Annotated in this window: 16 protein-coding genes; 6 read left to right on the top strand and 10 right to left on the bottom strand. The window is 63.7% G+C overall.

All coding sequences use genetic code 11. The features are described from left to right. The first annotated feature begins 75 nt into the window (after positions 1-75). Genes flgK through AB4Z19_RS03660 form a run of 3 tightly spaced genes read left to right on the top strand, consistent with a single transcriptional unit; the run spans position 76 to position 3,439 of the window. Positions 76-1,452 (top strand): flagellar hook-associated protein FlgK, encoded by a 1,377-nt coding sequence (gene flgK / locus AB4Z19_RS03670; protein WP_442023200.1) that lies wholly within the window; start codon positions 76-78, stop codon positions 1,450-1,452. A gap of 10 nt (positions 1,453-1,462) precedes the next feature. After that, positions 1,463-2,374 (top strand): flagellar hook-associated protein FlgL, encoded by a 912-nt coding sequence (gene flgL / locus AB4Z19_RS03665; protein WP_442034312.1) that lies wholly within the window; start codon positions 1,463-1,465, stop codon positions 2,372-2,374. Between the two features lie 15 nt (positions 2,375-2,389). Further along, a complete protein-coding gene (locus AB4Z19_RS03660) occupies positions 2,390-3,439 on the top strand; it encodes a hypothetical protein (RefSeq protein ID WP_442023197.1) in 1,050 nt (349 codons plus the stop codon). On the opposite strand, the gene AB4Z19_RS03655 is transcribed toward AB4Z19_RS03660, so the two are convergent. From AB4Z19_RS03655 to AB4Z19_RS03640, 4 genes are all read right to left on the bottom strand, one after another. Next, the gene (locus tag AB4Z19_RS03655; RefSeq protein ID WP_442034310.1) at positions 3,425-5,614 is read right to left on the bottom strand and encodes a putative bifunctional diguanylate cyclase/phosphodiesterase; all 2,190 of its coding nucleotides are present in this window, start codon (positions 5,612-5,614) and stop codon (positions 3,425-3,427) included. The two genes, AB4Z19_RS03660 and AB4Z19_RS03655, sit on opposite strands and share 15 nt — an antisense overlap. A 73-nt stretch (positions 5,615-5,687) precedes the next feature. Continuing rightward, the gene (locus AB4Z19_RS03650) at positions 5,688-6,350 is read right to left on the bottom strand and encodes an amino acid ABC transporter permease (RefSeq protein ID WP_442026518.1); all 663 of its coding nucleotides are present in this window, start codon (positions 6,348-6,350) and stop codon (positions 5,688-5,690) included. A gap of 3 nt (positions 6,351-6,353) precedes the next feature. Further along, positions 6,354-7,139: a transporter substrate-binding domain-containing protein gene (locus AB4Z19_RS03645; RefSeq protein WP_442034308.1), complete on the bottom strand. Its 786-nt coding sequence runs from the start codon at positions 7,137-7,139 to the stop codon at positions 6,354-6,356. 12 nt (positions 7,140-7,151) lie between these two features. Further along, the gene (locus tag AB4Z19_RS03640; RefSeq protein WP_442026520.1) at positions 7,152-7,547 is read right to left on the bottom strand and encodes a hypothetical protein; all 396 of its coding nucleotides are present in this window, start codon (positions 7,545-7,547) and stop codon (positions 7,152-7,154) included. A 58-nt stretch (positions 7,548-7,605) separates the two neighbouring features. On the opposite strand from AB4Z19_RS03640, the gene AB4Z19_RS03635 reads away from it, so the two are divergent. Continuing rightward, positions 7,606-7,791, top strand: a complete 186-nt coding sequence (locus AB4Z19_RS03635) for a DUF3460 family protein (RefSeq protein ID WP_442026521.1) — start codon at positions 7,606-7,608, stop codon at positions 7,789-7,791. A gap of 29 nt (positions 7,792-7,820) precedes the next feature. Here AB4Z19_RS03635 and AB4Z19_RS03630 read toward each other — a convergent pair whose 3' ends face one another. The 3 genes from AB4Z19_RS03630 to AB4Z19_RS03620 all read right to left on the bottom strand — a co-directional run bounded on the left by AB4Z19_RS03630 (position 7,821) and on the right by AB4Z19_RS03620 (position 10,515). Further along, complete coding sequence (locus AB4Z19_RS03630) at positions 7,821-9,167, bottom strand: sigma 54-interacting transcriptional regulator (RefSeq protein WP_442034306.1); 1,347 nt, start codon at positions 9,165-9,167, stop codon at positions 7,821-7,823. Between the two features lie 110 nt (positions 9,168-9,277). Beyond that, positions 9,278-9,862: a YcbK family protein gene (locus tag AB4Z19_RS03625; RefSeq protein ID WP_442026523.1), complete on the bottom strand. Its 585-nt coding sequence runs from the start codon at positions 9,860-9,862 to the stop codon at positions 9,278-9,280. 122 nt (positions 9,863-9,984) lie between these two features. Beyond that, entirely contained in the window at positions 9,985-10,515 is a 531-nt protein-coding gene (locus AB4Z19_RS03620) for a GNAT family N-acetyltransferase (protein WP_442026524.1), read from the bottom strand. A 165-nt stretch (positions 10,516-10,680) separates the two neighbouring features. Between AB4Z19_RS03620 and AB4Z19_RS03615 the strand changes: the two genes are divergently transcribed. Both AB4Z19_RS03615 and AB4Z19_RS03610 read left to right on the top strand, forming a co-directional pair. Continuing rightward, positions 10,681-11,679 carry a sulfate ABC transporter substrate-binding protein gene (locus AB4Z19_RS03615; RefSeq protein WP_442034304.1) on the top strand — a complete coding sequence of 333 codons (999 nt, stop codon included), beginning with the start codon at positions 10,681-10,683 and terminating at the stop codon, positions 11,677-11,679. A 180-nt stretch (positions 11,680-11,859) separates the two neighbouring features. Then, positions 11,860-12,732 (top strand): serine hydrolase, encoded by an 873-nt coding sequence (locus AB4Z19_RS03610; RefSeq protein ID WP_442034302.1) that lies wholly within the window; start codon positions 11,860-11,862, stop codon positions 12,730-12,732. Between the two features lie 6 nt (positions 12,733-12,738). Here the strand turns inward: AB4Z19_RS03610 and recD are convergent, their stop codons facing one another. The 3 genes from recD to recC are packed head-to-tail and all read right to left on the bottom strand — an operon-like array spanning position 12,739 to position 22,077. Next, positions 12,739-14,817 (bottom strand): exodeoxyribonuclease V subunit alpha, encoded by a 2,079-nt coding sequence (gene recD / locus AB4Z19_RS03605; RefSeq protein WP_442024048.1) that lies wholly within the window; start codon positions 14,815-14,817, stop codon positions 12,739-12,741. Continuing rightward, a complete protein-coding gene (gene recB, locus AB4Z19_RS03600) occupies positions 14,807-18,493 on the bottom strand; it encodes an exodeoxyribonuclease V subunit beta (RefSeq protein ID WP_442034300.1) in 3,687 nt (1,228 codons plus the stop codon). Before recB ends, recD begins: the two co-directional genes overlap by 11 nt. Then, positions 18,490-22,077 (bottom strand): exodeoxyribonuclease V subunit gamma, encoded by a 3,588-nt coding sequence (gene recC, locus AB4Z19_RS03595; RefSeq protein ID WP_442024044.1) that lies wholly within the window; start codon positions 22,075-22,077, stop codon positions 18,490-18,492. Before recC ends, recB begins: the two co-directional genes overlap by 4 nt. Positions 22,078-22,108: the final 31 nt, after the last annotated feature.

Raw genomic sequence — 22,108 nt, 5'->3', positions numbered from 1 at the left:
GTCGCCTTTTACCGTTAACGGACCAGGAATGCCTCAGAGCAAAGGTCCTCCGGCCCTTACAGGAATAGATCGCCCATGTCCATCATTAACAATGCACTGACCGGTTCTCTCGCTGCCCAGGCGGCCCTGAACACGACCAGCCAGAACATTGCAAACCTGCAAACCAAAGGCTACACCCGCCAGGGCGTACTGCTGACCGCTGTTGGTCCAAGTGTCGGTACCAAACTGGCCGGCAATGGCGTGGAAGTGACGTCCCTGCTGCGCTTCTCAGACAGCTACAAGTCCCAGCAGCTGTGGCGTGCGAACTCGGACCAGGGCCAGTACACCCAGATCCAGCCGTATATGACCCAGCTGGAACGCGTGATGGGCGACGACCAGACCAGCCTCTCCACGGCAGTCGACAAATTCTTCCAATCCCTGAATGCAGCCGGTAACGATCCGACTTCCACCCCGTTGCGCCAGGCCGTGGTTACAGCAGGCGACGCGTTATCGCAAAGCTTCAACAGTATCTACGCGGTGACCCGCAATCAGGAAACCTCGGTAATCCAGCAGCGCGAATCGATCGTGCCGCAGTTCAATACCCTGGTCACCAATATCGCCGCGCTGAACGGCCGTATCCAGAATGCCGCATCCGTCGGCACCAATGTCTCGGCCTTGATCGATGAGCGTGATCAGCAGATCGACCAGCTGGCTCAGCTGGCAGGCATCGAAGTGCTGGCGCAGCCGGACGGCACCAGCACGGTATCGCTCAAAGGCGGCGCTCCGCTGGTCATGGGCAAGAATGCGGGCAGCCTGATGATTGACAACACCAGCGGCAGCCCGGTGCTGACCGTGGACTTTTCTGGCACTAAGTTCCCGTTGGACGATACCAAGCTGGGCGGCCAGTTGGGCGGCCTCGGCGACTACGAAAAAAACAAACTGTTGCCGCTGCAGCAGTCGATCTTCGACATGGCCCAGCAGCTGTCGGCCGGCGTCAACAATGTGCTGGCGGCCGGTTCGGATGGCGTCAACCCAGTAGGCTCCGGCGCACCGCTGTTCAGCTTTAACTCGACCGGCCTGGGTGGCTTGATGAGCGTATCGGCGGGCTTTAAGGCTTCCGATCTCGCCTTCTCGTCGGATGGCACGCCTGGCGACAGCGGCAACCTGCAGGCCCTGATCGACATCAAGAACCAGCCAATCACGCTGACCTCGATCGGCAACGTGCTGGTAGGCGACGCCGACACGCAGCTGGTCGGCAAGCTGGGCATTGACAGCTCCCAGAATCAGGCATTGCTGAAAACCTCGACCACCATCCGCCAGCAGGCCGAGGACGACTGGGCTTCCACCAGCTCGGTCAACAAGGACGAGGAAGCGATGAACCTGGTCGAGTTCCAGAATATGTATCAGGCGAACATGAAGGTCATCGCAGTGGCGAACCAGTTGTTCGACGCCACCATGTCCATGTTCGGTTAAGGAGAACCCCATGCGTATCGCATCAATGCAATTCCAGGCGACCATGGATCGCTCCCTGAACATCAACCAGGGCGCGCTGGCGATACTGACCGAGAAAATGGCAACTGGCAATAAGCTGCTGGTGCCTTCGGATGATCCGATCACCAATGTGCGCATCTCGCGCCTGACGCGCGAACAGGCCACGCTCGACCAGTACGTCGACAATATTGCAGCGGTAAAGATCCGCCTGAGCAAAAACGAAACCTACCTGGACGGCATGGTGGGCGACATGAATTCCGCGCGCGACTTGCTGGTCTGGGCTTCCGACGGTGCCAACACCCCGGCCGACCTGAACTCCATGGTCAACAGCCTGACCGCGCTGCGCGATTCGGTGTACTTCAACGCCAACACCAAGGACCAGGAAGGCCGCTACATCTTCTCCGGCACCTTGACCAGTACGCCGGCTATTTCTTACAACGCAGGCAACGCACCGGGCAGCCGTTATGCCTATATTGGCAATAACGGCCAGCAGCAAGTGGTGGTCGGCAACGGCATCACCCAGGTCGCCAATGTCGATGCGCTGGGCGTGGAGGACTGGCTGAACAAGATCGACGCCGCCATTGATGCGCTGGGCCAGCCGGGCGCGGACCCAAACAATGCAGGCACCCGCGGCACCCTGACCGCAGCGCTGGACGGCACCGACACCGCCCTGTCCCTGGTATCGGGCAAGATCGCAACCTTCGGTGGCGCACAGAACGTGCTGGAAACGCTTTCCAGCAATCACAGCAACGTGGCGCTCTCGAACAAGATGGCCATGACGGAAATGGGCCAGCTGGATTACGGTCTGGCCGCGACCCAGCTGAATGGCTACAATACTGCACTGCAGGCGACCTACCAGGCTTATTCCAAGATCGCCAACCTGTCCCTCTTCAACGCACTGTAAGCAAGTCCAGACATCATGGAAATCGTCCAACGTTCAGCTAACACCGGGTACGCTACCGGCCCGTCCGGTCCGGCGGCCAATGCGAAAACGGTCGACGCCGCGCTGGCCGATGCAGGCGGCGGCCTCGACGCGCAGAACGCAGCTGCGGCAGCCGACAATAAATCTGCCCCACTGCGTACTGGCATCACGAATTGGGACGCGCCGCTGCAGAGCGATATCTCCGGCGCCCAGCAGGCGATTGACTTCCTGGAACAAAGCGCGGCCCAGCTGCGCTCTCTGAAGACCGATCTGTCCGCCAAGCTGGCTTCGCGCACCATGCGCGATGGCCAGGTAGAACAGCGCGTGCGCCAGTTCGCCGACACGTGGAAGAATCGCAGCCAGGCTTCCGGCGGCACCCTGGATTCCCAGCTGGGCTACTCCACCGATCCGTCCACGCAGAGCTTCACCGTGCGCGGCATGACGCTGGCCAATCTGCGCAACGGCGCCCGCGAAACCCTCGCAATTTCGGTTGGCGGCGGCACCTCCGGCCTGCGCTCCATACACTTGGGGCCAGGCCTGAGCGATGGCGAAATCGTCAACCGCTTCGACCAGGCGCTGGCACCGGCGGGTGTGCGCGTCACCGTCAACAAGGACGGTGAGCTGGTGTTCTCGACTGCCGAGGCGAACTGGCCCGGCGTGCGTGACTCGCTGGCCGTCCAGGGCGGTGGCATCCGCTTCGCGGCGGGCCAGCTGAACCGCATGCGCGCCGACGCCCAGCAGCCCATCATCACGCCGGAAAACTGGGGCACTTCGGATATCGAGTCGATGCGCGCCACCCTGCAGCAAGTCACGCAGGCGCTGTCGCATGTGGAAGCAGCACTGGCCAAGGTACGCCAGGAACTGGCTACCGCTACCCAGCGCGCCGACCAGAACCTGCCGCCCATGGAATTGGTGGGCATGGGGCAGATGGCCGAAGTGTTTGCCAATCTGTCCAAGGACCCGGGCTATCAGCAGCTGGTGTCGCTGAATTCCGCCCTGGTCGGCATCAACCGCGACCGCGTGATTTCCCTGTTAAGCCTGACCTAAGGCCATCTTCCCCAGCTCCGCTGCCGGCAGCGGCGGAGCGTAGACGAATCCCTGCGCGTAATCGCAGCCTGCGGCTTTCAGCAGACTGAGCTGCATTTCCGTTTCCACGCCTTCCGCCACGACCTTCAGGCCCAGCTTGTGCGCCATCACGATGATGCCTTCGCACAGCGCCAGGTCGCCGGAATCGCCCGCCAGATCCTTGACGAAGCTGCGGTCGATCTTCAGGTAGTCGATCTCGAATTTTTTCAGATGGGCCAGCACCGAATGGCCGGTGCCGAAGTCATCCAGCGCCACCTGCAAGCCCATGGCGTGGTACTGGCGCAGGCGTTCGACCACGGGACTGTCCGGGTCAGTCAGCAGGCTCTCGGTGATCTCCACCACGATGCTGCGCGGCGCCAGCTTCAGGCTGTCCACATAGGCCAGCCATTCTTCCAGCGGCACCGAATTGGTACGGAACTGCACCGGCGACTGGTTCACGCTGATCTGGAATGGCAGTCCCAGCTCATCCTGCCAGCGCTTGGCCTGGTCCGCGGCCGTGCGGAACACCCAGTCGCCGATATCGAGAATGGTGCCATTCGCTTCCGCGCTGCCGATGAACTCCGCGGGATTCAGCAAACCGCGCTCCGGATGGCGCCAGCGCAGCAGGGCTTCCGCGCGCTCGATGCGTCCGCTGATCAGGTTGACGATGGGCTGGTAGTACAGTTCGAACTGGCAATTGGTCACCGCCATCTTCAGGTCGCTCGCCAGGCGCATGCGCAGCTGCGCGGCAGCCTGCATATCGGAGGTGAAATAGCTGTAGCGGTTGCGCCCGCCATTCTTGGCCGCGTACATGGCCTGGTCCGCATGCCGTAGCAGCTGCTCCGGATCGTCGGCATCCGAGGGATAGAGCGCGATGCCGATGCTGGCCGAAACGGACCCCGTGGCCGGTCCCAGCTGGAAAGGCTTGTTCAGCGACGCCACGATCTGCTGCGCCACCCGCTCCACGCTGGTGACCTGATCCAGCCCCGGCAGGATCACCACAAACTCATCACCGCCGAGGCGCGCCAGCGTGTCGGACGCGCGCATGCAGGCCGCAATACGCGAAGCCGCTTCCACCAGCAGCTTGTCGCCCATCTCGTGGCCGAGGCTGTCGTTGATTTCCTTGAACTGATCGAGGTCAATGAAGAGCAAGGCCAGGAACAGCCCGTCGCGCTTGGCTTTCTTCATTTCCTGCGCCAGCCGGTCATGGAACATGTTCCGGTTTGGCAGCGTAGTCAGCGCATCGTAATTGGCCTGATGCCAGATCAGCTCGGCGGACAGCTTGCGCTCCGTGATATCGCTGACCAGCGCCAGCGCGCCCATATAGCTGCCGTCCGGATCGAAGATGGGATTGGTGGCCAGCGTCGCCCACATTTCCACACCGTCCTTGCGGATGAACTTGAATTCGTGACGCTCGGCCACACCCTGCTGGCGGCGCGCGATATTTCGCTCGAGGATGGAGCGGCCTTCGTCGTCCATGAAGCGCACCAGCGGTTGGTCCAGCATCTCTTCGATGGTGTAGCCCAGCATGGCCGCCATCTTCGGATTCACAAAGCTGGTCGTTGCAGCGGCATCGATTTCCCAGATGCCTTCTTCCGCCGAGTGCACGATGCGGCGGAAGCGCTCTTCGCTTTTCTCCAGTGCGGCCAGCTTGCCTTCAGCCAGCTCCAGCACGACGCGGAAGCTCTCGGCGCCCGGCGCGCCACTGCCCAGCAAGGTGACAGGGAAGCCCCGATCGCCCCGTCCACGGGTCATTTGCAGCGAACAGCGTTGCGGCTCGCCGCTGTGCTGGCTGTCGCGCACAAAGCTGTCGAAGTCCGCCATGAAACGCGCGGCGATAAAACTACGGAAGGGAATGCGGTCGGGATTGTTGCGCGGCAGGCCAAGCAGGTCGGCGCCCACCAGATTCATCTGCAGGACGGTGGTGTCCGGCGCCAGCACGAAGTAGCCGACCGGCGCCAGCAGGTAGAGGTCGTTGAAGTAGTCCTGCTCGCGCTCGAATTGAAGGCGGGTATCGCTGCCCTCATGCAGCGCGGGCGGCGTGCCGCCCATTGCGGCCAGCAAAGCCTCATGCGGCATCAGGCCAGGCAAACCTTCCCCTGCCGCTAACGGGCCCGCCATGGTCTTGGCGGACGGTGCACGCTGGTCTTTTTCCATATCGCCCCGCTTCTTTTTTGTCCAAGCCTATCATGCACTTATGACAATGTCGAGAATTGTGGCGGGCGTTGTATCAGGCCTGACGATGTGAGCGGTTAAGGCGCGCCTCGGCATGGCGCTGCACCTGCTCGAACAGCAGGCTCAATATCCAATAGATGCCCGCCGCTGCAAGGTAAAGCGGCAGAGGACGGAACGTGGCCGCAATAACTTCTTTTGTCGACAGCATCAGCTCGGTCATCGTGATCACGGACACCAGCGAGGTATCCTTGATCAGCGAAATCAGGGTGTTGCTCATGGATGGCACGGCAATGCGCAGCGCTTGCGGCATGATCACGTAGCGCAGCGTCTGGCCGTAGCCCATGCCCAGACTGTAGCTGGCCGACCACTGTCCCTTGACGATGCTGAGCATCGCGCCGCGCAGGCTTTCGGACAGATAGGCGCCGGCGTTCAGGCTCAGCGCCAGAATGCCCGCCGTGACGGGCGTAAACTCGATCCCGACGCTCGGCAGGCCGTAATAGATCACGAACATCTGCACCAGCAGCGGCGTGCCACGCATCAGGCTGACGTACACGGTGGCTGGCCAGCGCACCAGCTTCCACGGCAGAATGCGCATCACGGCCGTCGGGAAGCCCAGTACCAGCCCGCCCAGCATGGAGGCGACGGCAAAGATCAGCGTATAGCCGGCGCCCTTCAGCATGACGGGCGCTGCTTCCTGCAGCAGCTCAAGCCAATCCATCGCTTACGGCGCCTTGCTGACGTCGGTGCCGAACCATTTCATGGAAATGGCCCTCAGGCTGCCATCGGCGGCGGCATCGTTCAAGGCTTTCTCGATCGCGGCCTTGAACTGCGGATTACCCTTCTGGAACGGGATGCCCATGCGCTCGACTGCCCCCACCCGCGCGCCAGCCTTGATCGGCAGCCTGGTGGTTTTCAGCAGCCAGGTGGCCATCAGGCTGTCGTTCAGTGCCGCGTCGATACGGCCGGACGCCAGGTCGGACAGGTTCTCCGGTGCAGCCGGATAGCTCCGCACCTCGATGCCCGGCACGGCCTTGGCCTGCGCCTCGTACACGCTGCCCTGGCCGGCGCCAACGCGCTTGCCTTTCAGCTGTTCCAGCGAGGTCCAGTTATTCTTTTCATCTTTGCGCACGATCAGCATCGGCGAGGAGTAGATGTAAGGCTGGGAGAAATCGAATACCTGCTCGCGCTTCGGATTGATGCCGACCTGGGAAATGATCACATCGTATTTACCGCTCGCCAGCCCCGCCAGGATGGAAGCCCATTCGGTGGTCACGAATTCCGGTTTGACCCCCAGTTTGCTTGCCACCAGCTTGGCGACATCCACATCGTAGCCCACAAGTTCCCCGGTCTTCTGGTCGCGATAATTGAACGGGGCATACACGCCTTCCATCGCCACCTTCAGCGTGCCGCGCGCCTTCACCGTTTGCAGCAGATCGGCAGCGGATGCATGCAGGGCAGCGCCAGCCAGCAGGGCCGCCGCGAACAGGGACATCAATGGTTTGCGCATCAGTGGTTTCCTTCAGAAATGGCGACGGCGGCCGAAGTTGTGGCCGACCACGAGAATGGACGATTCGATCAGAGTGGACAGGCCGATGATCAGTTGCACCAGCTTGTCATCCGGCAGCACCCACAGCGAGCCCTTGGGCGATTCAGCCTGCGCCACCGCTTCGATAAGAGGCGCCACCCAGTCCGCTTCAGGCGTAACATCGAGGATGACAGCGCCATCGGCGGTCTGCATATAAATCTCACCGCCGGCGGCCAGGTTGAAGCACACGCCGTAGCCGGTTTCCTGCTTGCCGACATGCTCTTTCAGCGCCAGATCGTGTTCCGCGATCCACAGCTCGGCGTCGGCGGGCGTTTCGATACCGCTCCACGGCACAGGGCGAAAGCGCGGCTTGTCCTCGTTATCCTGCATTGTCATCTATTTGAAATGTTGCACGGCCGCCAGTGTAACCGAACAGGAGGAAATCACAATGAAAGTAAAGGAATATGTTTCTGAGTTCGAGCAATTCTTCGGCCATTTGCTGGACGAACATCCCGAATATGTGGAAGACCAGCGCCATGGCTGGGATATCTGGTGGGACCACAAGGTGAACCTGGAAGATGAACGCCTGGCCCGCACGGATACCGTGCCGACGCCGCCTTATTACTACCATTAGATGCTTGGCAGGCGGATCGATGATCCGCCCTACGCTGTGGCTACCGCACGCTTGGTGGGCAGCTCGATGCCGTGCTTGGACATGAGCCGGTACAGCGTCATGCGCGACACACCCAGCTCGCGCGCCACCGAAGTCATGGACTTGCCTGCTTCCAGGCGGGTTTCAATGGCCTGGCGCTCGGCGCGGGTGCGGGCGCCGTCGAGACATTCGTTATTGGCCTTCAGCAGCTTGCCGTCCAGCCCCAGGTCGTGGGCGCGGATCAGCCGCCCCTCGGCCATCACGGAAGCGCGCCGTACGCGGTTGACCAGCTCGCGCACATTGCCGGGCCAGGCGTAATCGTGAATCGCCCGCAGTGCATCGCGGCCAAAGCCTTTCACACTGGCCGCCCGCTCGGCGGCAAATTCCTTGAAGAAGTGCTCGGCCAGCGGCAGGATGTCTTCGCGGCGCTGACGCAATGGCGGCGTTTCCAGCGTCAGCACGTTCAGGCGGTAGAACAGGTCTTCGCGGAAGCGCCCCGCCCGCACGGCGTCGATCAGGCGGATATGGCTGGCGGCAATCACGCGCGCATCGACCACCGTACCGCGTGTCGATCCCAGGCGGTGGATAGTGCGCTCCTGCAGAAAGCGCAGCAGGTTCGACTGCATATCGAGCGGCAGATCGGCGATTTCGTCGAAGAACACCGTGCCGCCGGCCGCCGTTTCGATCAGTCCGCACTTGTCGCGGCTGGCGCCGGTAAAGGCGCCGCGCTCATAGCCGAACAGTTCGGCCTGGATCAGGCTGGACGGAATCGCGCCGCAATTGACCGGCACGAAAGGCGCCGAGGCGCGCTGCGAATGGGTGTGCACGGCGCGCGCCACCAGCTCTTTGCCGGTGCCGCTCTCGCCCCAGATCAGAACGGGCGCGGGGACGCCGCTCACCTTGCGGATATTTTGCCGCAAGGCTGCCAGCGCCGGGCTCACGCCAACCAGCGACATAGCATCCGCCGAAGCAGGATCAGGTTTGCTCTGAAGGGAAGCAAGGCCGTGCACATGGCCCAGCGTGTGGCTGAGCCGAGTGAAATCGATGGGAGAAGTATGAAAGTCGAAACACTGCTCGACCATCAGTTGACGGAAAGCCGGTAAATTCAGGGCTGCCGATCGGAAGACCGACACCCACTTGACCTGCCAGTGCTCACGCAAGAAGCTGTCGAGCGCTTCAACACCCAGTCTCCGCACATCCACCAGCAGCAGGCCGACCAGAAACTCTTTGCTGCGCAGCAAAGACCGAGCCTCGACCAGGCTCGAAGCCTGGTAAATATCCCAGTCGTGGAGAAAGGCGCTCAACTCTTCTTGCGAGACCCATTCCAGGGCCACGCACAAGAGCTGTTTCTTTTTCATTATTCGCTTTCGTCGTTGGGCGCTGGCCCACGGAACCATCTTACGCCCAACTGTCCTGGACTACCAAGCCGAAAGCGGAGTGTGTTGCGTTCTGCTATTGATGAGTAAACTCAGCCCTTCCACGTGCGTTGCAAACCGGTATCGGCGTGAATCCAGCCGCCGCGTGGACCTTCGCGATAATAGAAGCCGACACCGCCCTGGCGGAAGCTCTTCACCAGGCCGCCCAGCACCTCGGCGTTCAGGTTGGTGATGCGAATGTCGGCTGCCTTGCCGTCCATATGCAGAGACTGGCGCGCCGCCGGAATACCCTGCTCGCGCAGACGCTGGTTGGACGCAGGAGTACGGTAGCCGGACAGGATCTCCACCGGGCTATTGATGCCGAAGCGCTCAACGAAAGCTTGCGTGCCCCACAGCGTTTCCAGCAGCTTGGGGTCGATCGGCACCGTCTCTTTCGCATTCACATCGCGCAGCAAATGGCACAGCTCCTGGTAGGCCGAGTCGATGATGTCGCCATCCCGCCAGTAGGTGACGCGGGCTTTTTCGCCGCTTTGCGGACGAGTAACACTGATGGTGCGTGGTTTGACCCAGAAATCGAGATCGAGCGCCTGGGTATCGAAAATATCGGGAGGAGGTTCCAGCTCTTGCTGGCGCGCCTGGCCGATCAGCGGGACGCCCAGCAGGGCGGCACCCGTCATGCCCAGGCTTCGGTGAAGGAAGTCGCGTCGAGATGCCATAGCAAACCTGTCAATTGCAATAGGGAATACTATAGCCCATAGCTGGGGGAGTTGAGAAACTCCTTTAAGAATTTAATGCAAATTTAAGTCGCGCCGCAGCCGCAGAAACGTTTGCGCTTTCCTTCCGGGACATCGCAGACGCTGCCGTCCAATTGCTTCCAGAAGAATACGGTTTCCACGCCGTATGGCGAGCGCACATTACCGGAGCGCAGATAACCCTGGCGCGCGAAGAATTCCTCGCCGGTGGCGGTGCTGTGCAGTTGCAAGGCCTTCACGCCCCAGGTGCAAGCCTGCTCCTCAACCCGGCCCAGCAAGGCCTTGCCGGCGCCCTTGCTGCGCGCTTCCGGCAGCAGATAGCACAGGGCCAGCTTGCCGGCGCCAGTCAGCAGGGCCACGCCAACGACAGTGCCCTCTTCCACGGCGACCACGGAGAAATTGGTGGGGGATGCGAACCAGCTGGCCACCGTTTCGGGCGTTTTGTTGCCGAGCCAGGACTCTAGGATGGCGGGGTCATTCTTGTGATCGAGTACACAGCATTCCGCGATCGAGCGGCGCAGCACATTGCATGCGGCGGAGGCGTCCGACGGAGTTGCCAGGCGAATTTCAAAACTCATGTATGCTCACAAAAATCCCAATCACAAAGCCGACTATACAACAATCGGCCATTCCCTGCGGGCAGCGGCCGTGCAGCGGCCCGTCTAAGCATATAACCAGAAAATAGTTTCCTTTCCTACTAAGTTTCCGGAGTATGCATATCTGTTTTCACTATAGAGGTCGCCATGACTAATAAGAATTTCGCATTAAGCCTCATTCTCGCAGCCGCTGCCTTCGCCACGGGTCCCGCCGCCTCCGCCGCGGAACTGTTGAACGTGTCCTACGACGTAGCGCGCGAATTGTACAAGGATATCAATCCGGCCTTCCAGGCAGCGTACAAAAAGAGCGCCGGCGAGGACGTGACCATCAAGATGTCCCATGGCGGCTCTTCCAAGCAGGCACGCGCCGTCGCCGACGGCCTGGAAGCTTCCGTCGTCACCATGAACCAGGCCAACGACATCGATATGCTGGCCGATCGCGGCGTGGTGGCCAAGGACTGGGCCAAGAAATTCCCCGACAATGCGGCGCCTTCCTACTCGACCATGGTCTACCTGGTCCGCAAGGGCAATCCGAAAGGCATCAAGGACTGGGCCGACCTCGCCAAGCCGGGCGTGGCCGTCGTGATCCCGAATCCGAAAACCGCCGGCAACGGCCGCTACACTTACCTGGCCGCCTGGGGTTCCGTCATCAAGAAAGGCGGCAACGAAGCCCAGGCGCGCGAGCTGGTGACCAGGATCTTCAAGAACGTGCCGATCCTGGACGCCGGCGGCCGCGCCGCCACCACCACTTTCACCCAGCGCCAGATCGGCGACGTGCTGGTGACCTTCGAAAACGAAGTGAACCTGGTGCGCGCGGAATTCGGCGACAACTTTGAAGTGGTCTACCCGTCGATCTCCATCGTGGCCGAGAACCCGGTTGCCGTGGTCGACAAGGTCGTGGACAAGCGCGGTATCCGCAAGCAGGCCACTGCCTACCTGAACTTCCTGTACTCGGATGCAGGCCAGGAAATCATCGCCAAGCACTACCTGCGTCCACGCTCGGAAGCCATCGCCAAGAAATACGCCGCCAACTTCAAGCCGATCAGCCTGTTCACCGTGGATGATGTCTTCGGCGGCTGGCGCGCGGCCCAGAAGCGCCACTTCGATGATGGTGGTGAATTCGACAAGATCTACGCAAGCAAATAAGACCCAAGGCAGAAGCTGGTGTCAGGCACATCGTGCCTGACACCTGTTTTCGCGGTGGGTTTACAACACAAAGGGGGCTGCGGCCTCCTTTTTTCGTGCTACTTAAGCTCTGGCAGCCTTAGCTGGACTAGAATTCACTTTAAGATTATCATCCAAGTCCGTTAAAAGTTTCCCAACGCCATGATCAAAAAATTAACCGCCATCTTGCTGATGTCGACCTCCGCAGCCGCATTTGCCGCGCCCTCCCTGGGCTCGCAATCCGTGCTCGTCGTTGAGGATGAGACCGGCAAGGTTCTGGTCGAAAAGAACGCCAACACCGTCGTTCCCATCGCCTCCCTGACCAAACTGATGACCGCCATGGTCGTGCTGGATTCCAAGCTCGACATGGACGAGGAAATCAGCATCGACAAGGAAGACGTCGACATGCTCAAGCACAGCATGTCCCGCGTTCCGGTCGGCGCCAAGCTGTCGCGCGGCGAAGTGCTGCAACTGGCCCTGATGTCTTCGGATAACCGCGCCGCCGCCTCGCTGGCCCGCACCTATCCGGGCGGCCCGACCGCCTTCACGGCCGCCGTGCACGCCAAGATCAAGGCGCTGGGCATGACCAGCACCACCATCGACGAGCCGACCGGCCTGTCGCCGCAGAACACGTCGACCGCCGCTGACCTGATCAAGATGGCGACCGCCGCCGGCAACTACCCTGAAATCCGCCGCATCACCACGGACAGCAAGGAAGTCATCAACGTCAAAGGCCGCAACGTCGAGTACCACAACACCAACCGCCTGGTTGGCGCCAAAGGCTGGGACATCGGCCTGTCGAAAACCGGCTACACCGAGGAAGCGGGCCGCTGCCTGATCATGCGCATCAAGACCGCCGGCCGCAACGCCACTCTGGTGCTGCTGAACGCGAAGGCCAATTCGGCGCGTCTGATGGATGCGCTGAATATCCGCCGCATGATCTCCGGCGACGACGAGCCGAAAGTCATGCGCGCGTCCAACAACGGCCGCAAGAAAGCGCCTGCCGGCAAGCCGCGCCACCGCCGCGCAGCCTGAACCACCCTATAGCAGCGTAGGGCGGATCATCGATCCGCCGATCAGCGCACGCAAACCGCTCGCGCGGTGCGTGCGCTGCCCGATCGCATCCGGCAGCACGCCGCCATTCGGCGTCACCAGCGTGAAGAACTCCCTGGCACGCGTGATCCCCGTATAAACCAGCTCACGCGCCAGCACGCTGCTCGCCTCGCGCGGCAGCACCAGCACGGTGTGTTTGAACTCGGAGCCCTGCGACTTGTGCACGGTCATGGCGAACGCCGTCTCCACATTGCGCAAGCGGGTCGCGAGCACACTGCGCACCTGCTCCCCGTCCGAGAACCAGACGCGTAGCGAACCGGCACGCTCAGGGTCGGGCAAGGTCAGGCCAATGTCACCGTTGTACACGCCGGTAGCGTAGTCATTCCGCGTGATCATCACGGGGCGGCCCACATACCACTCGCCGCGGCGGCGAATCAGCCGCGCCGACTCCAGCCTTTGCGCAATCGCCTCGTTAAGGCCGGACACGCCCCACTCGCCTTCGCGCACGGCACACAGCAGGCGGAAAGCTTCGAAGGCGCGCAGCACGTTCAGCACCCAGTCCTCATGCCTCTGCCCCGGCTGCGGACCGGCCTTCACCAGCTTCAGATAATCACGGTAGCCGTCGGCCGCCAGGCGCAGCACGTCTTCCTGCTGTGCACCGTCGGTCCAGGTCAGCTGGCCGCTGCCGTCGCTGCGCAGCACAGCGCGCGCGGCCTCGGTGTCGCCGTGGTTGACGGCCGTCGCCAATGCGCCAATCGGCCCGCTGAAACGGCGGCTCTGGCGCAGCATCACGGTTTGCTGGGCCAGCGCGCCGGCGTCGCCGTGGAAGGCTTCCGGAATGTGCTGGCCGGTTGCGGCTTCAAAGTAGGCCAGCGTGTTGGAGTTGTAGCCGCCGGACTGCGCGTCGTGACAGAGATCGCCCAGCACGGCGCCCGCCTCCACCGACGCCAGCTGGTCCTTGTCGCCCAGCAGGATCAGGCGCGCCTGCTTGGGCAGTGCATCCAGCAGGGCCGCCATCATCTCGAGGTGGACCATCGAGGCTTCATCGACAATCAGCACGTCGACGTCAAGCGGATTGCCGGCGTGGTGCTGGAAGCTGCGCGTGTCGGGTCGCGCGCCGAGCAGGCTATGCAAAGTGCGCGCGCCGCCCATCCGCGCGGCCAGCTCACGCAGCGGCAGCTGGCCGCCGACTTTGTCGGATAGCTGGTCCAGTGCGTGATCGATGGACTGCTTCAGCCGCGCGGCCGCCTTGCCGGTCGGCGCCGCCAGCGCCACGCGCAGACTGCCCGCCTTTTCGCCCGCCGTCGCAAACAGCAAGGCCAGCAGACGCGCTACGGTGTAGGTTTTGCCTGTGCCTGGGCCGCCTGTGATGACCGCCAGCTGGCCGCGCAGCGCAATGGCGCAAGCGATCTTCTGCCAATCCGCGCCCCCTTCGCGCGGCGCATGGTCGAACAGCACATCCAGCCAGGCGCGTACTTGGGCGGCATCCGGCGCCGCGTCCCCAGCCGCTCCGTGCGCATCGGACGGATTGGCGTCGCCCGGCCGCGCGGCGCCAGTATCGGCACTGGCGCGCGCCGCGCCGGGACGGATGACGTCCTGCGTCGGCGCACTTGCACCCGACAGGACGGGGGCGGTGCGTTCGCGGACGGCATTGGCGACGACGTTTTCGTCGCGCCAGTAGCGGCGCAGGTACAGGCGATTGGCGGCCAGCACCAATGGCTGGCCATCATCCGGCACGCCCGCGCCGCGCACCTGGCGGCATTGGTGCAGCACGCGGCTCCACACTGCGGGACTGTCCGGCAGCGGACCTGCCGCATCGCGCAGCGACGCCCACTCCTCCTCGCTCCAGCCCAGCATGGCCGACGGGTCGGCCAGATCCTCCAGCAGCAGACAGCTATGTCCCCTGCCCTCCAGTTCCGACAGCAGCAGACAAGCCAGCAGCAGCGGCGAAGAATTCGCAGCATCAAGCGACGCGATAAAGCGCGCAAACGCAGGCCCCAGCCGGCGCATCTTGCCCGCTTCGGTCAGCAGATCGGCCTGAGCCAGCAAAGGGTGGTCATTCATCATGTTCGAATTCCAGTGCACCGACCTCCTGCAGCAAGGCGTCCAGGCCATCCAGCAGTGCTGTATCGGGCGGCAGCAAATAACAGCCGCGCGTGGTCTGGTTGGCGACACCGCGCAGGAAGAAGAAAATCGCCCCGCCCAGCTGCCGCGCCGGATCGTAAGCCTCGCCCAGCCGCGCGCGCAGCAGACGATGCAGGGCCAGCATGTAAATCGCGCCCTGCACATCGTAGCGATGCTCCGCCATGCCATGCGCCAGCGCCGCCTTGTGGTAGGCCGCATCGCCGCCGCCCAGCGCATTCGATTTATAGTCCAGCACCCAGTAGCGGCCATCGTGCTCGAACACCAGGTCGCTGAATCCCTTCAGCATGCCGTGCAGCTGGCGTTCCGGCAGCGGCGGACGGGCGATGCCGTCCAGCAGATGCGCGCGGCACAGCCGATCCAGCGCCCCCGTCGCCAGGCGCTCGCTCGGGAACCAGAACTCCATCTCCGGCAGCACATGGCCGATGCCATCCAGCGCCGCACCCAGCGGCGGCAAGGTCGCGGTGGCGATGGCGCGAATCCAGGCAATCGCGTCTTCCTGGCGATTCGCCCAGCCCGCGTGCTCAATGCGGCGCGCGATGCGCTGACCGAACGATTCGGCGTGCACGCTATCGAAGCCTTCCTTGCCCAGCCACTCCAGCTGCTCGTGCAGGAAATTGCCGGGCATGGAGCCGCGTGGGAAGCGGTGCCATGGCGCATCCTCAATGCGGAACTGCGGCGTCGCCGCGTCATCACCTTCCAGCAGCTTCTCTTCGCTGGCGTCGCGCGGGACTGGCGGCAGTTCCGGCGCAGCGGCAGCAGGTCCGCTCGTGCGGCGCACCAGCGAGGTAAAGCTGCCCACCGCCCAGTCACGCTCAAATTCCGCGTCGAACATGCGCGGCGGCGGTAGCGGCGCCAGTTGCTCCACGCGGTTCAGATGGGTGACTTGTGTCGGCATCGCCAGCGTGCCAATGCCGATCGCGCTGCACTCGCCACGCAGCTCCTGCCAGCGCTCCAGCAGCAGTCCGCCCGGCATCGGCTCGCCGCCCGTCAGTAAATAACCCAGTGCCGAGTCGTGCAAGGTGTTCTCCCCGCCCTTGCGCGCCGGCAGCGCAGCCACGCCCAGCCACAGGAAATGGCGCGCGCGAGTCAGCGCCACATAAAGCAGGCGCAGGTCTTCCTCGATGCGGGCCGCGTCCGCGCGAGCCTGTGCCTCTTCGGACAAAGCCATGTCGATATGGCGCACACCGTGGCTGTCGGTGTATTCGAAGAACACGCGATTGCGCTTGTCGACCTTGCGTGCGGTGACGGCAAATGGCAGGTAGACCAGCGGGTATTCGAGACCTTTGGATTTGTGGACAGTGACCACTTTGACCAGTTCGGCGTCCGATTCCAGGCGCAGCACGCGCTCTTCGCCGCTCTCGGTTTCGTTCTCGATCTGTTCGGCCAGCCAGCGAATCAGCGCCTGCTCGCCATCCAGCTGGCGGCTCGCGGATTGCAGCAACTCCGCCAGGTGCAGCAGATTGGTCAGCCGGCGTTCACCGCCTGTCTCCGCCAGCAACGCGGCAGGCAAGCCCAGTTCGTGGATGAAGCGGCGCAGCATGGCCAGCACACCCTGGCGCTGCCAGACCACGTGCAGCGTCTTCAGCTGTTCGACGCGGCGCTCCCACGCCAGTTCATCCGACGAGAATTGCGCCAGTTCGGCCAGTGGCAGATTCGCCGTACGCGTCGCGAAAGCCGCCCGCGCCAGCGCGCCATCCAGCGGATTGGCGAGCGCCGACAGCCAGCGCAACACGTCCGCCGCTTCTTCGCTGGCCAGCACGGAGTCCTTGTCCGACAAATAAACGCTCGGCACACCGCGCCGCTGCAAGGCCTTGCGCACGGCCGCAGCTTCGCGGCGATCGCGCACGAGAATGGCAATGTCCGCAGGCTGCAGGCGTTTGAAACCTTCAGGACCGCGGAATCCAGCCTGCTCTTCATTGAGCAGACAAACGATATGCTCGGCGCAGTGCTGGGCGAAAAAATCGCGGTAGGCTTCGGCGCTCAGTTCTTCGGCTGTGCAAGACACGGTCAGCGCCTGCAACTCGCCGTCCACGCCTACCAGCACTTCGGCGCGCCCCTTCGCATCCACCGCGTCGAACGGCAGCGGGTTGCCTTCGCCATTGCGGAAGCGGAAGGCGCCGCGCGCAAAGCCCTGGCCGTCATTGGCGAGGCTTTCGGCGTGCAGGAAGACGCGATTTACCGCGTCCACCACCGCCGCTGTCGAGCGGAAGTTGGTGCCCAGCTGATAGTGGCGTCCCTCCGTTGCGCGGCGCGCGGACAGGTAGCTGTGAATGTCCGCGCCACGGAAACCGTAGATCGACTGCTTCGGGTCGCCAATCAGGAACAGGCCGAGCGTGCGGTCATTGTCGGCCACACGGTACAGCAGGTTGAAGATTTCGTACTGGCTCGGCGCCGTGTCCTGGAATTCGTCCACCAGCGCGACCGGATACTGCTCGGTGATGCGCTTGCGCAGTGCGGCGCCGTTCGCCCCCTGCAAGGCCAGGCGCAGGCGTTCCAGCATGTCAGCAAAGCCGAACTGGCGCTTCTGGCGCTTCAGTTCTTCCATGCGGCGATTGATGGTCGCGGCGGCGTGGCGGTACAGGGCGTGGCTCAGCGGCTGGATTTTGTTCAGCGCTTCGGCCAGCGGCGCGATGGCGTCAAAGTCGTCCGGAATCTCCGGCGCAAAGCCCTTGGCGCAGGCATCGGCGATGCCCTCGCGGGTCAGGCGGCGCCACGCCGTGTCGTTCAGGGCTGGCTGCACCTGCGCCGGATCGGCGGCCCAGTCGCGCAAGGCATTGAACCATTTAACAAGCGATTCCGGCTTCATCTTGGCGCCGTGGAAGCACTTGGGCTGGGAATCGCGATGGCCGGCAATCCAGCGTTCCATCCGGTCGGCGCGCTCGGTCCAGCCCTGTTTCAAGCTCGCCAGTGCTGCCTGCTGCTCGGCCTGGACGCGGCGCATCAGCTGCGCCAGCGGTTCCGGCGCGGCGCCTTGTACGGATTCGGGCCGGCGCGCGAGATCGCGCACGCTGCGTTCCAGCGCGTGCACGTCGGACCAGACGGTGAGCAGCGTGGAGAGCGGCTGTTCGGCCAGCGGATAGACTTGCTGGCGCCAGTAGTCGTGGGCCGCATCCTCGAACAGTGCGGCTTCGTCGCTGACCAGTTCTTCGTCAAACAGGCTGCCGCTGTCGAAGGCGTGCTCGCGCAGCATGCGCTGGCACCAGGCGTCGATGGTGAAGATCGCAGCTTCGTCCATCGTTTCGGCGGCCAGCTGCAGGCGATGCGCGGCTTGCTGGCGGGCGCTGTGGTCGGGATAGGATTCGAGCAGCGCGTCGAGGTAGCTGTCTTCCGTTTCGGACTGGCCGCGGAAATAAGCGGCGGCTTCGACCAGACGTTCGCGCACGCGATTGGACAGCTCGCGCGTGGCGGCGCGGGTGAAGGTCATCACCAGGATCTCGGACGGCAGCAGTGGGCGCAGGAAGCCTTCGTCGCCGCCATGTCCGAGCACCAGGCGAACGTACAGCGCGGCGATGGTCCAGGTCTTGCCGGTGCCGGCGCTGGCTTCGATGAGGCGCGAGCCATGCAGCGGGAAGGTCAAGGGCTTGAGTTGTTCGCTCATTGCTCGTCCTCGCCTTCGATTTTGGTGACCACGATGCCGGTTTCGAGCCAGTTGGCCAATGGTTCGTACAGCGCGCGGCTGACGTCTTCGAAATCCGGTTCCGCTTTCAACGCGGCGAATTCCGGCCACATACGGGCCAGGCAAAGATCCTGCACTTCGCCGGGCAGTTCGAAGCCACCGTCGTAGATTTGACGCGGGTCGCTGTCACCGATCATGGCCAGCGCGGTCTTGCAGGCAGTTGGCAGCGGGCGGTTCATGCCGTCGCGCCAGATGCGAACGATGTCGGAAAGGGTGTCCGCTGCCTGTTGCTGGTCGAGCGGCAGCATCGTCACGATGGCGTCACGCGCGACGAGGAAGCCGGTCACGGGCTGGCCTTGCGCGGCGGCGGCGAGCTGGCGCAGCCACATGGGGATGAGCTTTTCACCGTGGACGGCGCCGCCCTTATCCAGCACGCGGCTGGAGATTTGCATAAGCGATGCAATGCCCGCTGGGCCTTCACGCAGATGGTCGATCCAGTCTTCCAGCTGGAGGCCGGCCGGAGCCAGATCCAGAGCCAGCTTGGGCGCGGTCTTCGGATATTGTCCGTACAGCGAGAGCCAGGCGTAGCGCACAGGGACCAGGTCTTCCACCAGTTCATTACGCTTGCGCTCACCGATCAGACCAATCGGCAGCAGGCCTTCGCGCTGCAGCCGCTCGGCGCGCGCCGCGAGGCCGGATTTGACGTCCTCCAGCGCTTCCTCTTCACCCGCGGCGTCGAGCATGGCGTCTTCCAACTGGTAGCGTTCGAGTCCGGCCAGAGCGAATGGCTCTTCGTCCTCGCCGACCATCGCCGCGTCGCCGAAGATCACGCCAAGGCGCTGGCGGAAGAAGTATTTCACCGGCTGGCGCAGGAAGGCGGCCAGCATGTTCAGCTTCAGGCGGAAACCTTCTTCCAGCTCATATGGCGGCAGCTCGCCCGCGCTCGACCGATCCGCATGCCCGGTCTCGGCGCCGCCCGCGGGCACGGTGCCATGGCCCGACGCCGCACCGTCCAGCGGTGAGTGATCGTGCGACGCAGCGGCGGTCGGTGGTGCGGAGGCGCCGCTGGCCTGCGCGCCCAAGCCGACAGAGGCGGACGGCGCGGCGGGTCCGAGGGAGAGGGCAGCGGCAGACTGCGGCATGCTGATGGCGGTATGGGCGGCGCGCCATTCCGCGGCGTAGGTCAGCAGGCCATTCGATTCGAAGTAGCGGCGGCTGAAGGGCTGGAGCGCGTGCTCGGTGGTGCGCTCGGACAGGTCGAGCTGCCAGCCCGCGTGCAGGTAGTCGCACAGCTGCGAAACCAGCACCGACGGCGGCTGCTCGCTGTTGTCGCGGACGTTGCGTCCCACCCAGCTGATATACAGCTTGTCGCGCGCCGCCAGAACGGCTTCCAGCATGAGGTAGCGGTCGTCGTCGCGGCGCGAGCGGTCGCCGGGACGCGCCATGCCCGGCAGCGCGAGCAGATCGAAGTCCGCCCGCGAGGCACGGCGCGGGAAGTCGCCATCGTTCATGCCCAGCAGGCAGACCACGCGGAAAGGTACTGCGCGCATTGGCATCAGGGTACAGAACGTCACGCCGCCGGACACGAACTGATGCTCCAGCGACGGCTCGTCCAGCGTGCCAAGCCAGGCTTCGCGCAGCACGGCCAGCGGCACTTCTTCATCGAAACCCGCGCCCTCGCACGTCTCCAGCCATTTGTTCAGCGCATCACCCAGCTGCTTCAGGGTGAGCTTGTCGCCCTCCTCTTTCGCGTCGAAGAAGGAAGACAGCAGCAAGCGCGCCTGTTCCGCCCACTCAAACGGCGTGCGCGCCACGGCAAGCTGCGCGCGCCAGTACAGCAACGCCTCGATCAGCTGCGCCAGCGATCCCGCCAGCGCGGCATCCAGCCCGCCCACTTCGCCATACGGTTCGATGCCGTCAAAGCTCGCACCTTCGCCGCTGGCGTAGCCAAGCAGCATGCGGCGGATGCCGAAGATCCAGGCATTCTGTTCGCCCGCAGGCGCCAGGCCAAGTCCCGCGCGGTGCTCGCGATCCAGGCCCCAGCGCACGCCGGCGCCTTCGATCCACAGACCGAGCGTCGGCAAATCGTCGACGGTCAGGCCAAAGCGCGAGGCCAGCGCAGGCACGTCCAGCAGGTCGCGCACCTCGCTCTGGCGGCAGCGTTGCTGCGGCAGCCGCAGCAGCCACTCCAGCGCCACCAGCAGCGGATTTACGCTGCGGTCGTTCACATCGCCAATCTCAAACGGAATATGGCGCGGATCGTTGCGGCGGTGCTGGCCGAGCACCGCATGAATCGCGGCCGTGAAGACGTCAATATCCGGCACCATCACCACCACATCGCGCGGACGCAGCGACGGATCGGCCGCAAACATGGCCAGCAACTGGTCATGCAGCACTTCCACTTCGCGCTGCACGCTGTGCGCGATATGAAACTCGATGGAACGGTCGCTGGCGGCTGGCGGCGGCTCACCGCGCGCTGCCGGATGCTCATTCAGCGGCAGCAATTCACGCACGGCAGCCTGCAGCTGGCCGAGCAGCGATTCGCTGTCCTCGTCGCTGAACAGATCGACGCGCAGGTTGTCGCTGCGGCCCGAACTGGCAGCCGCCTCGTCGAATTCGTCCAGCATGCGGATGTAGTCGCGGCCCTGCCGTCCCCAGCCCGCCAGCAGCGGATGGCTGTGCGCGTGCAGCTCCTCCAGCGGAATCGCGCCAAGGTCGATGCCCTTGCGCTGCGGCTGGCGGCGATGCGCCGCGCGCAACAAGTCGCGGCCGTCGATGATGTCCCCCCAGTAGTATTTGCAGGGATTCGGCACCGCCAGCACCACCTGCGTAAAGCGCGCCAAGGTGGCCAGCGCCTGCAAGGTCTGATAGGGCAAGGCCGACACGCCGAACAGCACGATGCGGCGCGGCAGACGGCCCAGCGGCTGCGCTCCGCGTTCAACGGCGCGCACGAAAGTCTGGTGGACGCTGGCGCGGCCCAGTTCACGTTCATGCAGCGGCACGCTGTCGATCACCGCGCGCCACAAGGCCGCCTGCCAGCGCTGGTCTTCCGTCAACGGCTTCGTTTCGCCGCGCGCGGTGCGCAGCTGGTCGCGGCCGGCGGACCAGTCATCCAGCCAGTCCGCGCGATACACCTGATACTGGTCATACAGGTCGGCCAGACGCTCGGCGAGTTGCAGGCGGCGCTCCGGATCGCCGTCGCCCAGAAAATGGCGCAGCGGTGCAAAAGTATCGTCGCCCAGCAGGGACGGCAGAAGGCGCATCAGGCGCCAGGTCAGCGGCGATTTATCGAAGGCGGAAATGGGTGGGACCTGTTCGCGCCCCAGCATGCCACGGTAAGCGTCCCACAGGAAGCGCGCGGGCAAGGCCACGCGGGTGGCGGCGCAAATGCCGGTTTCCTCGGCCAGTGCAATCTTCAGCCATTCGGCTACACCGTTCGATTGCACCAGGATGATTTCCGGTTCCAGCGGGTCCAGCGGATGGCTGCGCAGCCATTCGAAGACGGCAGCGCGCAGCTGTTCGAGCTGGTTACCGTGCAGGATTAACAGGCCGGGGGTAATCGTCATCAGGTGCCGCAGTGGTTATCGAGCACACATT

Source organism: Pseudoduganella sp. RAF19 (assembly GCF_052114165.1).
Taxonomy (GTDB): Bacteria; Pseudomonadota; Gammaproteobacteria; order Burkholderiales; family Burkholderiaceae_D; genus Rugamonas.
The sequence above is the reverse complement of the archived record's forward strand: the minus strand, read 5'-3'. Positions and strand labels throughout refer to the sequence as shown.